The 12,950-nt window shown below is 70.9% G+C and carries 16 protein-coding genes; 5 read left to right on the top strand and 11 right to left on the bottom strand.

Translation table 11 applies throughout. The features are described from left to right. Window positions 1-11: 11 nt before the first annotated feature. The 4 genes from G5C60_RS05630 to G5C60_RS05645 form a co-directional block, all read right to left on the bottom strand. Window positions 12-200, bottom strand: a complete 189-nt coding sequence (locus G5C60_RS05630; protein ID WP_165255122.1) for a hypothetical protein — start codon at window positions 198-200, stop codon at window positions 12-14. 215 nt (window positions 201-415) lie between these two features. After that, window positions 416-793: a DoxX family protein gene (locus tag G5C60_RS05635; RefSeq protein ID WP_165255125.1), complete on the bottom strand. Its 378-nt coding sequence runs from the start codon at window positions 791-793 to the stop codon at window positions 416-418. Window positions 794-958: 165 nt separating this feature from the next. Continuing rightward, window positions 959-1,456 carry a peptidylprolyl isomerase gene (locus G5C60_RS05640; protein ID WP_165255127.1) on the bottom strand — a complete coding sequence of 166 codons (498 nt, stop codon included), beginning with the start codon at window positions 1,454-1,456 and terminating at the stop codon, window positions 959-961. A gap of 71 nt (window positions 1,457-1,527) precedes the next feature. After that, complete coding sequence (locus G5C60_RS05645) at window positions 1,528-2,484, bottom strand: alpha/beta hydrolase (RefSeq protein WP_165255130.1); 957 nt, start codon at window positions 2,482-2,484, stop codon at window positions 1,528-1,530. A gap of 97 nt (window positions 2,485-2,581) precedes the next feature. Between G5C60_RS05645 and G5C60_RS05650 the strand changes: the two genes are divergently transcribed. Beyond that, entirely contained in the window at window positions 2,582-3,040 is a 459-nt protein-coding gene (locus tag G5C60_RS05650; protein WP_338145702.1) for a MarR family winged helix-turn-helix transcriptional regulator, read from the top strand. Between the two features lie 108 nt (window positions 3,041-3,148). Further along, on the top strand, window positions 3,149-3,514 hold the full coding sequence (locus G5C60_RS05655; RefSeq protein WP_165255249.1) for a cupin domain-containing protein: 366 nt from the start codon (window positions 3,149-3,151) through the stop codon (window positions 3,512-3,514). Here the strand turns inward: G5C60_RS05655 and G5C60_RS05660 are convergent. The 3 genes from G5C60_RS05660 to G5C60_RS05670 all read right to left on the bottom strand — a co-directional run bounded on the left by G5C60_RS05660 (window position 3,511) and on the right by G5C60_RS05670 (window position 5,134). Continuing rightward, window positions 3,511-4,080 carry a DUF6886 family protein gene (locus G5C60_RS05660; RefSeq protein WP_165255132.1) on the bottom strand — a complete coding sequence of 190 codons (570 nt, stop codon included), beginning with the start codon at window positions 4,078-4,080 and terminating at the stop codon, window positions 3,511-3,513. The two genes, G5C60_RS05655 and G5C60_RS05660, sit on opposite strands and share 4 nt — an antisense overlap. Before the next feature lie 44 nt (window positions 4,081-4,124). After that, entirely contained in the window at window positions 4,125-4,544 is a 420-nt protein-coding gene (locus G5C60_RS05665; RefSeq protein WP_165255133.1) for a CBS domain-containing protein, read from the bottom strand. 119 nt (window positions 4,545-4,663) lie between these two features. Beyond that, entirely contained in the window at window positions 4,664-5,134 is a 471-nt protein-coding gene (locus G5C60_RS05670; RefSeq protein ID WP_165255136.1) for a TIGR03668 family PPOX class F420-dependent oxidoreductase, read from the bottom strand. Between the two features lie 266 nt (window positions 5,135-5,400). On the opposite strand from G5C60_RS05670, the gene G5C60_RS05675 reads away from it, so the two are divergent. Beyond that, complete coding sequence (locus tag G5C60_RS05675; RefSeq protein WP_165255093.1) at window positions 5,401-5,610, top strand: hypothetical protein; 210 nt, start codon at window positions 5,401-5,403, stop codon at window positions 5,608-5,610. Between the two features lie 93 nt (window positions 5,611-5,703). Beyond that, a complete protein-coding gene (locus G5C60_RS05680) occupies window positions 5,704-6,546 on the top strand; it encodes a TauD/TfdA family dioxygenase (RefSeq protein ID WP_165255139.1) in 843 nt (280 codons plus the stop codon). Window positions 6,547-6,725: 179 nt separating this feature from the next. Here the strand turns inward: G5C60_RS05680 and G5C60_RS05685 are convergent, their stop codons facing one another. From G5C60_RS05685 to G5C60_RS05700, 4 genes are all read right to left on the bottom strand, one after another. Continuing rightward, window positions 6,726-7,334, bottom strand: coding sequence for a TetR/AcrR family transcriptional regulator (locus tag G5C60_RS05685; RefSeq protein ID WP_165255142.1), 609 nt, complete (start codon window positions 7,332-7,334; stop codon window positions 6,726-6,728). Window positions 7,335-7,490: 156 nt separating this feature from the next. Then, window positions 7,491-8,066, bottom strand: coding sequence for a hypothetical protein (locus tag G5C60_RS05690; RefSeq protein ID WP_420907345.1), 576 nt, complete (start codon window positions 8,064-8,066; stop codon window positions 7,491-7,493). Continuing rightward, window positions 8,063-8,701 (bottom strand): RNA polymerase sigma factor, encoded by a 639-nt coding sequence (locus G5C60_RS05695; protein ID WP_165255254.1) that lies wholly within the window; start codon window positions 8,699-8,701, stop codon window positions 8,063-8,065. The genes G5C60_RS05690 and G5C60_RS05695 overlap by 4 nt, the downstream gene beginning before the upstream one ends. Window positions 8,702-8,733: 32 nt before the next feature. Further along, window positions 8,734-10,167, bottom strand: a complete 1,434-nt coding sequence (locus G5C60_RS05700; protein ID WP_165255145.1) for a S8/S53 family peptidase — start codon at window positions 10,165-10,167, stop codon at window positions 8,734-8,736. A 109-nt stretch (window positions 10,168-10,276) separates the two neighbouring features. Here G5C60_RS05700 and G5C60_RS05705 point away from each other — a divergent pair, with 109 nt between their 5' ends. Next, window positions 10,277-12,880, top strand: coding sequence for a CHAT domain-containing protein (locus G5C60_RS05705; protein WP_165255147.1), 2,604 nt, complete (start codon window positions 10,277-10,279; stop codon window positions 12,878-12,880). Window positions 12,881-12,950: the final 70 nt, after the last annotated feature.

A 12,950-nucleotide genomic window follows, 5' to 3' on the forward strand; every position in this document is an offset into this window, starting at 1 on the left:
AGCTACTCCCGTCAGCCCTTTTTGGGCCGCGGCGCCGGAGGCGACAGCAGCAGGCCGAATTTCCCTTCGAGCAGCGCGAGCGCCGCGCATTCGCGGCTGTCGCGGTAGTACCCGTCGGCCTCGAACGGGTCGAGTGCTGCCTCGACGTCAGCGCTCTGGACTTCGGTGAGGTCTTCGATCACGAATTCAGTGGACGACATACCATCATCCCCTTTTGAGAGACGTTTGCGGTTCCCCCTTCTCAGTTGAACGCGGGCAGAGGCTTTTCGCAAAAGGAGAAGGGGCGGCCCAACTCAATACGGGATTCAATTTCCTGGCGGTCAATTATTGAACGAGACCGGCAGTTGGAGGAAACGACCGCACCGGGTGGCTCAACTCGCCCTGTGCTACTTGAAGCAGACAGCCCGTCACGGCGTCAGCCCTGCCGGGACCCACGAGCGACGCCCCGCGCCCACAGCACGAGAGGGATCTGCAGAGGCAGACGGCCGAACGCCGCGGCCTTGAGGGCGGTGGGGCGTCGCCGCCAGTCGACCGCCATCTGCACGTTGGCCGGGAACACCCCGACGAAGAAGGCGGCCGTGGCGTGGGCCGCGGCGCGTCGTGTGCGGGGATGGGCGATTCCGGCCGCCAGGGCCAGCTCGGCGGCGCCGCTGACGTAGGTCCACGTCCGGGGAGACCCCGGCAGGCTGCGCGGAATGGTCGCGTCGTACGGCTTCGGAGCGACGAAATGCGTCACGCCCGCGGTGGCGAGGAGACCGGCGAGCATGAGCGGGGAGCGTCGGGAAGGGGCCATCGTGCCTCCGTAGTCGTGGATACGGCGCAACGTTACTGGACAGTAAGCACGCCTGTACGGCGCCTACGTCCTCAAGCCCGCTGTTCCGTCAGGGGGTTGACTCCCGACACTGCGCCTCCACCGACCCGACGTGCCGGCGGAGGCGCATGCTGCGGCATCCGTCGGCTACTGGCCGGAGACGACGCCCGACTTCGCGATCTTGATCGGTACCCGGGTGGCGCCGGAGCGGGAGCCCTGGGCCTCGACGGCCTTCACGACGTCCATGCCCTCGACGACCTCGCCGAAGACGACGTGCTTGCCGTCCAGCCAGTCGGTAATGATCGTGGTGATGAAGAACTGCGAGCCGTTGCTGTTCGGCCCGGCGTTGGCCATGGACAGCAGTCCCGGCTTGGTGTGCTTCAGCTGGAAGTTCTCGTCGGCGAACTTCTCGCCGTAGATGCTCCTGCCACCGGTGCCGTCGCCCCGGGTGAAGTCGCCGCCCTGGAGCATGAAGTCGGGGATGACCCGGTGGAACCCGGACCCCTCGTACCCGTAGCCGTGCTCGCCCGTGGCCAGCTCACGGAAGTTCCGCGCGGTCTTGGGGACCACGTCGTCGTACAGCTTGAAGACGATCCGCCCCGCGGGCTCGCCATTGATGGTGATGTCGAAAAACACGTTGCTCATGGCTTCATCCTCACATCTCCACCCGCCGCATCTCACCTCGGGCCCCGTTCCCGGGGCCTGTGGGCAGGTTGTCAGGGGGTGCCGAGGGCCGTACGCAGGGTGCTGATCGCCTGGCTGATGGCGGCCCGGGCGGCGTACGTGCCGGTCAGGGCGTTGAGCATCACGAAGTCGTGGATGATGCCCTGGTAGCGGACCGCGGTGACCGGGACGCCGGCCTTACGGAGCTTGCCCGCGTAGGCCTCGCCCTCGTCGCGCAGGACGTCGGCCTCGGCCGTGATGATCAAGGCCGGGGGCAGTCCGGCGAGTTGCTCGGCGGTGGCGCGCAGCGGGGATGCGGTGATCTCGGCGCGCTGTGCCTCGTCCGTCGTGTACTGGTCCCAGAACCACTGCATGGCGTCACGGCGCAGGAAGTAGCCCTCGGCGAACTGGCGGTAGGAGCCCGTGTCGAAGGCGGCGTCGGTGACCGGGTAGAAGAGGACCTGCTGCACTAGGGGAACGTCGCCGCGTTCCTTGGCCATCAGGGTGAGCGCGGCGCTCATGTTGCCGCCCACCGAGTCGCCGGCCACCGCGATACGGGTGGCGTCGAGGTAGTGGCCGGCGCCGTCGGTGACGATCCACTGGGCGACGGTGTAGTTCTGCTCGATGGCGACGGGGTAGCGGGCCTCGGGCGAGAGGTCGTACTCCGGGAAGACCACCGCCGCACCGGCGCCCACGGCCAGTTCACGCACCAGGCGGTCGTGGGTATGGGCGTTGCCGAAGACCCAGCCGGCGCCGTGCAGGTACACGATCACCGGGAGTATCCCCTTGACTCCCGCGGGGCGGACGATACGCGTGCGGACCTGGCCGGTGGGGCCGCCCGGCACGATGACCCACTCCTCGTCGACGGCGAGCTTGGTGACGTCGCCCGACTGCACCTCGTCGACGAGCTTGCGGCCGTCGGCCGGGCCGAGGTCGAACATGTAGGGCGGGTTCGCCGTCGCCTCGGCGAAGGACAGGGCGGCGGGCTCCAGAACTCGTGCACAACTCATTAGTGCTCGATATAGTCGAGGGGACTCGAACGGTTAGGGTGGCGATCCTCATGCAGGACACAGGAACAAGCCGGACACAGGAACAAGGAGCGACACCGTGAGTACTGCCGGGGCGGAACCGAGGCAGGAGGGTTCCCTGCTTCTGGACGACCAGCTCTGCTTCGCCCTCTACGCGGCCTCACGGGCGGTCACCGCGCGCTACCGGCCCCTGCTGGACAAGCTGGGGCTGACCTACCCGCAGTACCTCGTCATGCTCGTGCTGTGGGAACAGGACTCGATTTCCGTACGCGACCTGGGAACCGCGCTCCAGCTGGAATCCAGCACCCTCTCCCCCCTCCTCAAGCGCCTGGAAGCACACGACTTGATCCGCCGCGAACGACGCGCGGAAGACGAGCGTTCCGTCGCCATCCGTCTCACCGAGACCGGCGCACACCTCCGGGAACGGGCACGCACCGTGCCCGTCGCCATCGGTGACGCCATGGGCCTGACCCCCGAGCAGGACGCCATGGCCAAGCAGTTGCTCCGCCTGCTCACCGCGAACGTCACCGAGGGCTGACCTCGCCGACACCGCCGGTCCCCCAAATGGCGGTCCCCGGTGGACAGGCAGACGATGGGGTGGAGGGCCCGCGAGAGAGCTGGCCTGGTCAGAATGGAGGGAACCACCATGATCGAGGTCAAGCCGGTCGAAAAGCCGGACGAACGGCGCGATTTCCCCAGGGGCCACCTCGAAGCCGTCCACCTCACCGGGCTCGATTTCGCCGTGGCGACCTTCGAGCCCGGCTGGCGCTGGTCGGAGTCCGTGGCTCCGATCGCGGGGACCGAGAGCTGCCAGGTGCATCACAACGGCTATGTGGTCCAGGGACGGATGCGCATCCGCATGGACGAGGGCGCCGAGAGCGAGGTCGGCCCCGGCGATGTCTTCGTGGTCCCGCCCGGCCATGACGCCTGGGTCGTGGGTGACGAACCGGCGGTGGTCTACGACTTCGCCGGCGGCATGGCGCAGGAGTACGCGAAGGCCAAGGAGGGTTAGCCCGGCGTTCCGGGATCAGTCGCGTTCGCGTCCGGCCGTTGCGCCGCGTTGCGCATGCGGATGCCGCTGAATCCGAGCGTGCTCGTGGTCACCGCGTCCCAGAACTCCCAGAGGTTGTCGAGTACGCGCAGTTGGATACCGGCGTCCCGGTGGAGCTTGAGCAGGTCGCCGACCGGCTCGGCGGGGCCGAGCGGTTCGACGGCCTCGCTCGCCACGAAGGCGTGCGACACCGGCTCGCCGAACGGCCGGAAGGCGGCGGCGGAGAACCGGTAGGCGAACAGCCGGACGCTCAGGAACCGCTCCACCCAGCCGTATTCGATCGCGTGCACTCGCTCGCCGCCGCCCGGACCGAGGATGCGTTCCCGGTCGGGCGCCGATGTGCTCGGCACCGTCCAGGCCATGGCCCTCGGGCACTGACGGGGAAACCAGTAGTCCGGCGCCCGGTCATGGCCGACGGCCCAGACGTACGCCTCCGCCTGCTGGGCGGTGGCGGCGACGTGCGGACGGAACTCGGTGATCGTGGAGTCTTCCGAGAAGTGCAGAACCTCTCCGGGGCGTGGGCGCATGCACTGGTTCTACCGCAGAGCCACGTTCCAGGGACGGCCGCGTGTCACTCGTTGGGAGCGGCGGCGCTGATGTCGCCCAGGGCGGACTCCGGGTCCCGCTCGATGGCGAGGTCACCCAGGGCGACGATGCCCACAGGGGTACTGCCCTCGACAACAGGGAGTCGGCGCAGGGAGTGTTCGCGCATCAACTGCACGGCACGGCCCACCTCGTCGTCAGGGGTGACGGTGACGAGTTCCGGGCTGCACGCGGACTGCACGGTCGTGTCGGCGGGGTCCTTGTCCTCGGCGAGCACCCGCACCACGAGGTCCCGGTCGGTGACCAGCCCGCGCAGTTCGTCGCCCTCGGCGACCAGCACGGCGCCGATGTCCTCGTCCCGCATCCGGTGCGCGACCTCGCTGACGGGTGTGAGCGTACCCACGGCCACGGGAGCACTCGTCATGATCTCGCGGACCTGCTGAGCCATCGCTGTCCTCCGATGAACGGGCGGCGGCCTCCCCAGCCGCCGCTGGACCGACCCAGTACCCGGAGGATCCGCGTCCAAGCACGCGACAGCGGGCCTGTGGTGGGAAGAGGCAGGTGACGTCACCGGACGGGGTCCTGGTCGGACCGGGCCCGCCAGCCGTGCCACCGCCGTACGGAGATGACGATCACCGGTCCGTCGGGGGGCTGTTGACGATACGGGGCGTACTTCTGCCGCAGCAGTTCGACCGCGTCGGCGTACTCGCTCCGCGCCCCGCGTTCCGGCGCGTTGCCCGCGTCCGGCGGTACGACGCGGGCGGTGCCGTCCGCCCGTACCCACCACAGCCGGTCCCAGTCCTCGTCGTACGCGTCCACCAGCAGACAGACCTCGGGGTGGACGGCGATGTTGGCCAGCCGCTTCACACGGCCCGGCTTCTTCGGCTTCCAGTCGATGGCGGTGACGATCTCGTCGCCGCGCTGTGCGAACACGAGCGGCACCAAGTGCGGGCGTCCCTCGGCGTCCGAGGTCGCCAGGCGTGCCACCCGGGCCTCGGCGAACAGCCGCCGCGCCTCTGTCTCGTCCATGGTCGGCATGGAAAGCCTCCGTCCCGGAAGGCGACGTCACCAGACGATGTCACCGGTACGCCGACACCGCCTTGGAGTACCCGCTCGACGCCGAGCTGAGCGTAGATGTCCAGTGTCTCCTGGTCGGTGGCTCTGTTTGACATCTTGGTTGGCTTCGGTGCCGGTCCGTGGTCGAGTGGCTTCTGGTTCTGGCCGAGCCGGGAGGACGGCGGGCGAGGCGACGGCGCGGCCTTACGGTGGAGGCGAGGCATCCGACCTGAGGAGAAGCGCCACTCGTGCACGACGCACCGATCTACGACCAACTGATCTCCGAACGCGGCGACATTCCGTTGCAGGTCCGCAGTGAGGCCCGCCGGATCCAGCGCGAACTCGGCTGGATCCTCGACGCGGATCCCTCCTCCCCCGGTCTCCCGCCCGGGTCCCCCACGGCAACGGCTCCTGACTCCCGCTCCGTGCCGTCGGGTTCGGCGGGGTGGTTCGCCTGACGGAATCCGGTGCGTTCCGCGCGGGACACGCAAGGGAAACACGGCGGCCCTACCGTGATGTGAACCGATCGGTTCAGCATCGAGGAGTCAGGGATGGACGTCAGTTCCGCGAGCTTCGTTCCGCGCCGGGCCAGCGGCACCGCACAGGCCCGTGAGGTCCTGGCCGCCGAGGCGGCGGTCATCGTGTCCGGCCTCGCCGACGAGCAGGCCGCCGTCGCGTTCGGCCGTGAGGTCATGGGCGACAAGGCGGTCCGTATCGGCACCCAGTTCGAGGCCACCAAGACGCACGGCGAACGGGAGGCGGCACAAGTGGCCGCGCAGCCGGCCGACTCCCGTGGCCGCAAGCGGAGTTTCGCACCGACCGAGGAACGCATGGTCGCGCACAACGACGGATTCGCGTTCGGCGACCACGCGCCCGACCATCTGTTCCTCTGGTGCGAGCGCCCGGCGGCCGTCGGCGGCGACTCCTTCCTCATCGACACCTCGCGACTGCTCGACCTCCTGGCCGCCGACCCGGAGTGGGCCGCCGTGGCGGGGTTCTGCCGCACCACCGACATCGACCACTCCGAGCCCAACTACCCGCAGGGCACCTACGCTCCGATCGCCCGCACCGTGCCGTCCGGACGCTTCCAGGGCCGCTACCACCCGTATCTCGCGCCGGTCGAGGGCCCGTCGGAGGACGAGCACATGTCCTTCGTGCGCAAATGGGAGGAGGCCGTCGTCGCGGCGCGCGACTCCGGGCCGATGTTCCGGGTCGTGGCGGGCGAGATGATCTGCGTCGACAACTACCGTGTCCTGCACGGCCGCGACGGCCACAGTGATCCCTCGCGACGTGTCTGCTCGATCTGGGGCTGGTCCACGGACGCGGTCGCGATCCCGGACGGCCCCCTGGACATCGTGGTGCCGAAGATCCCGAAGATGCCGCTCAGCGCGTAAGCGCTCCGCTGGAAGTGCAGTACGAAAAGTGCGGGCCGTCCGTGGCTGATCGCGCCCCGCGGCGGAGCCGCAAATGTCACAGCCCCGCGCCCCTTACGGGGCGGGGTGCCGCACCGGACTTGGCCAGGGCCGCGTAGCCCGTGTCCGGCAACGGTCGGCCGACCGGCCCGCGTTCAGCGTCAGACGGGGGAACGGCCGGTCGCGGCCGTGGTCACCCTGGCGGCGAAGGAGGCCGCCGCCTCCGCGTTCACGCGCAGTGTCGCCGCGCGGTCTCCCGCGGTGAGCAGGTCCAGTTGGAGGCCGCGCCAGAGCGAGACCAGCTCGCGTGCCAGATCGTCGGCCCTGTCCGCCGGTACGCCCTCGGCACGCAGCGCGGTCGCCACACGGCCTCGCCAGTCCGTGGCGACCGAACCGAGGAAGGCGTCGAAGCGCCCGCGCTGATAGCCAGCGAGCCCCAGCACCTCGAAGAAGACCCGGTGGAGGGGGAGGTTCTCGTCCGCCGAGAGCAGCTCCCAGGCCGCTTCCAGTCGCGTACGCAACGGCTGCCCGCGGTCGTCGAGCAGTCGGAAGACCCGTTCCAGGAGCGGAAAGCGGCCACCCGCCTCGGTGAGCGCCGCTGCGATCAGCTCCTCCTTCGACCCGAAGTAGTACAGCAGCATGCGGTTGTTGCTGCCGACGGCCTTGCCGATGCCGCGCAGCGACAGGCCGGCGATACCGTGCGCCAGGATGTGGTCGGCGCTCAGGCGCAGCAGCCGCGTGCGCTCGTTCTCCTCGGGGGATCGGGGCATGGCCCGCACCTTATCCGGGCCCGAATCCCCTGCCCGAAGGGCTTCGCCGGACCCACCCGTGAAGCGCGTCCCGCACGGCGGCCGCGGCCGGGGCGACCTCCGGCGCCGGCGCGGTGGACATCACACCGCCGTACGCTCCCGATCCGTCGTGCCGGGTCACACGCGCAGCCACTCCGTCACCACGACCTCCTCGTCGGTCCGCAGTCGCAGGGCGAAAGGGCCGGTGAGGAGCAGGTCGCAGACGAAGCGGCCCATCTCGTCAGCGGTGACCGTGGTGGCCGAGGGCATCGGCGAACCGCCCAGGACCTCGATCCGTGCGGGCTGCGGCGGCAGCACCTGCCCCATCATCCCTCGGCCGGTCACCTCGACGTCGACGGTGAGGGCGGCCGTGCTGAAGGTCAGCATCCTGGCCACGTCCGCACCCCGCACCGGGATGGCGTCGACGAGTGAGTCGAAGGTCAACTCGGCGAGTTCCGCGTCTAATTCGCGCAGGGAGTGCAGGGCGTAGGCCTCGACGGCCATGTCCCGCAGCTCCGCGGGCACCGGGTCCAGGATGGCGGCGGCTTGGCGCAGCGACTCCTCAAGAGCGTCGTCCGCGGACGCCTCGAAGCTTTCGGCGTCGAAGTCCTCGATGCCGAAGCTCTCAGCGCCGAAGTCCTCGGCGTGGGAGCTTTCGCCGTCGAAGCTCTCGTTGCCCGAACCGGCATCGTCGTAGCCGTGGTTGTCGTTCACAGCACCCCCCGGGCGACCAGGCGCGCACGCAGACGACGCAGGCAGCGCTGGCGCAGGGGCCCGATACTGCCGACGGCGATGCCCAGCGCGCCGGACACCTCCTGGTAACTGGGCGGCGGAGAGGCCATCAGGACGCGGAGCAACTGTCGGCAGCGGTCGCCCAGTTCCTCGAACTCCTGCCACATCCGACGAATGCGTTCCGCCTCGGCGGCGGCCTCCTCGGACTCGATCAGCGTCTGCTCGGGCGTACGGTCCTCACTGATCCGGTCGAGCACCTGGGGATCGTCGGTGGGAGTCAGCCGCTTCATGCTCTTGATGACCTTCAGGCACTCGTGCCGCGCGGTGCTCGCGAGCCACGAACCGGCCTTGTCGGGTTCGCGGATCCGCCCGAGATGCTGGGCGAAGCGGAACCACGCGGTCTGGTACACCTCGTGCCCGTCGGCGTCGGAGAGCCGGTGCGCGCGTACGACCGACCACACCAGCGGGCTCAGCCCGTCCACCAGCGCTTTCCAGGCCGCCGCGTCCCCGTCGGCGGCGGATCGGACGAGCGCACCGACAGCATCACGATCCACGTCCCCACCCCTCGTGTACGGCAAGTCATCGTACGCCGCGGAGTGGGTGATTCCGACCGTCATCCTGGAGAAGAGCAGCGTGCCGGAGGAGGACGTCATGCTGTCGGAGAGAGCGTGACGACCGGCACGGGGCTCCAGGTCGGTGGGCGCAGCGCGGGCACGACGGCACCGCGCACCTCCGCGTGGTCGGTGTTCGCCGACAGCAGCTGCCGCCGGGCGGCCCGTGGGTCGGTCTCCTTGTGCGCCGTCATATGGGCGGCGACCATCGCGGCGGCCACCGGGGTGGCGAACGAGGTCCCGCTCCACTGCGCGCGGCCCTCGAACACCACCTGCTCCGGGTCGGCAGGCGTGGGCTGCTCCGCCTCGCTCAACGTCCCGATGTGCTGGGGAAGTTGGCAGGTGCAGGCGTACGCGAAGCCGTGGCGGCAGGCGTCGTACGTGGAGTGCTGGTACACGTACGGGACGGGGGTGTCGAAGCCGGCGAGCGAACTCGTCAGCCGCTCCCCCGGGGCGTAGACCTTCACCCAGGAGCCGTGATTGGTGAAGCAGGCGCCGAACTCGCCGTCGCTGCGCAGCGCTCCGACCGACAGTACGACGTTCTCGTAGCCGGGGACACTGGCATAGGCGGCGGGCCAGAAGGGGGTGGCGGCGGCGTTGTTGCCGGCTGCCGCGACCAGCAGGGTGCGTGGCTGGTCCCGCAGTTCCCGCATGAACGCCTCCAGGCCGAGCAGACCGTCGGAGCTGCCGTTCGACGTGCCCGCGGAGACGCTGATGATGGCCGGCCAGCCGTCCCGGTCGACGGCCTCGAAGAGCTTGTTGCCGAAGTCGGACTCCAGGATGGCGCCGGCGTCGTTCAGCGTGTTGCGGACCGTGACGTCGGTGTTGGGTGCGACGGCCACGACGAGCCCCGCGATGAAGGTGCCGTGGCCGACGTACTGCTGGAGGATTCCGTTGCCGTCGGTCTCGGCGAGCTGGAGATCACCCTGGACACGCGTCAGTACGGGGCAGGACCGGTAGTTGTGCATGAGTCCGTTGTCGATCACCAGGACGCCGACGGCGGTCTCCGGGTCATACATGGTTTCCGCCAGCGCCGGGTTGGGCGGCAGGGCGGACGGTACGGGCTCGTCCCCCGGGCAGGCGTTGACCGCGATCGTCACCACGTGGTTGCGGCTCACCAGGCGGCGCCCGGCGCGGCCCTCGACCTGGCGCATGGCCCGCAGCGCACCCGCGACGGCGCGGTCGCCCGAACGGTCCCCGAGTGCCGGATCCCCCACCTGGATACGGGTGATGCCCGAGCGGTTCGTCTCCGGACCGGCCCTTCGTACGCTGTCCGCGTTGAGGCCGGGGGTCTCGGCGGACCGCTCCAGCAGGGTGTCCTCGACGATCCGTGCCTCCTCGCCGTCACGGGCCAGCACGACGCCCTTCTCGTAGAAGAACTCGGCGGAGTCGTCCGGCCCCATCGCCAGGGGGACGTCGGGCATCGAGCGCTGGGCCTGGTCGAACTGCTCCTGGAATCGCTGAGGTGCCATGGCGTGTCCTCCCCTTGAGCCGACGGGTCATCAATCAGAGCCTGTTGATGGTCGATTGATACAGCGCCAAACCTGTCTGCCGTAGGGCCCGGCCCCTACCATCCGAGAGGTGACAGGCGGAAGCGACCCGATTCTCGATCTGCTCCCGATGGTGTTCGCCCGCCCCAACGACGCGCTGGCGAGGGCGGAGGCGGTACTCGACGCCGATCCTTCGCCGCTGCACGCCTCCGTCGCCCACCAGGTGATCGGTATGTGGCAGCGTGACTTCGGCGATCTCCGTATCGCCCTGCCGCATCTGCGGCGCGCCCGCGACCTCGCGGCGCGCGCGGGATCGGCCGACCGGGAGGCGGATGTCCTCGGCACGCTCGGGGTGGCGCTGGTGCACGCCGGTCGTACGCGACAGGGCCTGGCCGCGTTCGAGCGGGGCGTCGCGCGGGGCACCGGGCACACCCGCGCCCGCGTCCTGTACCGCCGGGCGTACGTGTGGTGGGTGCTGGGCCATCATCGCGAGGCGCTGGACGACGTACGCCGGGCGACGCCCGTGCTGCGGCAGGCGGGCGACGTGATCTGGACGGCGCGCGCCCTGACCCTGCGCGCCACCGTGCACCTCGCGCTGGGTGCGGTGGAACGGGCCGATGCCGACTTCACCGCGGCGGAGCGGCTGTGGGACACCACCGGCCAGGAGCACGACAAGGCCGACGTGGTCGAGAGCCGTGCCCTGGCCGCTTTCCGGTCGGGCGACATTCCCGCCGCGCTGCGTCTGTTCGACGAGGCCGAGGAGCGGTACGCGAAGCTCGGCACCCCTATGTTCGTGTTCTACATCCGGCGTTGCGAGGTCCTGATGGCCGCCGGCCTCGCGCCCGAGGCGCTCGCCGAGGCCGACGCGGCGATCCGCGTGCTCGAGAGCATCGGCGGCCAGACCACCCGCAAGGCGGAGCTGCTGCTGGCCGCCGCCCGCGCCGCCCGGCTGGCGGGCGATCCGCAGACCGCGATCGCCCGGGCGGCCGTGGCGGTACGCCTCTTCGCCGGCCAGCGCCGCGCCTGGTGGGAGACGCACGCCCAACTGGTGCTGATCGAAGCGCGGGTGGCGGCCGGGCGTACCTCGGGGCGGATGGTCGCCGATGCCGCTGCCGTGGCCGAGCGGCTGGCCGCCTGCGGCTCGCCGGCCGCACCCGAGGCGTCGTTGCTCGCGGGACGGATCGCGCTGACCCTGGGCTGGACCGCCGATGCCGAGCGGCATCTGGCCGTCGCCGCGCGCAGCCGGCGGAGCGGGCCGCCCCTGGCACGGATGACGGGGTGGGCCGCGCAGGCGCTCCGGGCCCAGGCCGCCGGCTCCGGCCGGGGCATGCTGGAGGCCTGCCGACGCGGTCTCGACGTGCTCGACGACCACCGGATGACGCTCGGTGCCTCCGAACTGCGCGCCCGGGCCACCGCGCAGGGCGCGGAACTCGCCTCCCTGGCCCAGCGGGCGAGCCTGGTCTCCGGCGGCCCGCGGCGGCTGCTCGTCTGGAGCGAGCGCTGGCGGGCCACGGTGCTCTCCGCGCCGCCCACCCGTCCGCCCGCCGATCCGGCCCTGCTGCGGAGCCTCACCGCCTTCCGGGAGATCGCCGCCCGGGCGGAGGCGGCCCGCGTCGACGGCCGGCCGGTGCCCGCCCTGGAGCGTGAACAGCGCCGCCTGGAACGCGAGATACGTTCCCGGACCCTGCACATGCGCGGTGAGGCCCCCGGCGACGGGCACCGGTTCGATCCCGGCAGGCTGCTGGAGCGGCTGGACGGCGGGCGGCTGATCGAGATCGCCGTGCTCGACGGCCGGGTGCAGGTGCTGCTCTGCGGTGAGGGACGCGTACGGCGCTTCGAGGCCGGTCTGCTCGCGGACGCGGTGGCCGAGGCCGAACACGTACAGGCCGGACTGCGACGGCTGGCCCATCCCGGGGCGGAGGGCAGGCTCAAGGTGCTCGAGGCCGCGGGCCGGCGGCTGGAGGAACTGCTCCTGGGCGCGGCCGCATCCCGGCTGGGCTCCGGCCCGGTCGTGGTGGTGCCGCCGGCCATGCTGCACCGCGTGCCGTGGGCACTGCTGCCCTCGCTCCGGGAGCGCGTCCTGAGTGTCTCGCCGTCGGCGAGCAGCTGGCTGCGCGCCGTCGAGACCGAGCCCCCACCGGACGGAGGGCATGTACTGGTCCGCGGCCCGGGCCTGGCGACCGGCGGCGCCGAGGTGCCCGAACTGGCCGACCGGTACGGCAGTACGACCGTGCTGGAAGGCGACGAGGCCCGGGTACCTCGCGTGCTGGACTCGCTCGACGGCGCCGTGCTCGCCCACATCGCCGCACACGGTACGTTCCGCGCGGACAGCCCGCTGTTCTCGGCACTGCGGATGGCCGACGGCCCGCTCATCGTGCACGACTTCGAGCGCCTCGACCGCAGCCCGTACCGGATCATCCTGTCCAGCTGCGACACCGGCCAGCTCGCGTCGGTCGGCGCCGACGAGGTGCTCGGACTGGTCACCGCCCTGCTGCCGCTGGGCACGGCGGGGATCGTGGCGAGCAGCGCGCCCGTCAACGATGCCACGGTGGTGCCGTTGATGCTCGCGCTGCACAAGGGGCTGAGCTCCGGCCTGTCCCTGGCCGAGGCGTTGCGCGACGCGCGTGCTTCGCTGCCGGGCGACGCGGTGCACCAGGCCACCGGGTGGGCGTTCGCCGCGTTCGGCGCGGCCTGACGCCCGCGACGCGGTCGGCCGCGCGCGCTCCGCGGGAAGTGCAGTACGGAAGGTGCGGGCCGTCCGTGGC

The sequence above is a fragment of the Streptomyces scabichelini genome (genome assembly GCF_011045015.1).
Lineage (GTDB): Bacteria > Actinomycetota > Actinomycetes > Streptomycetales > Streptomycetaceae > Streptomyces > Streptomyces scabichelini.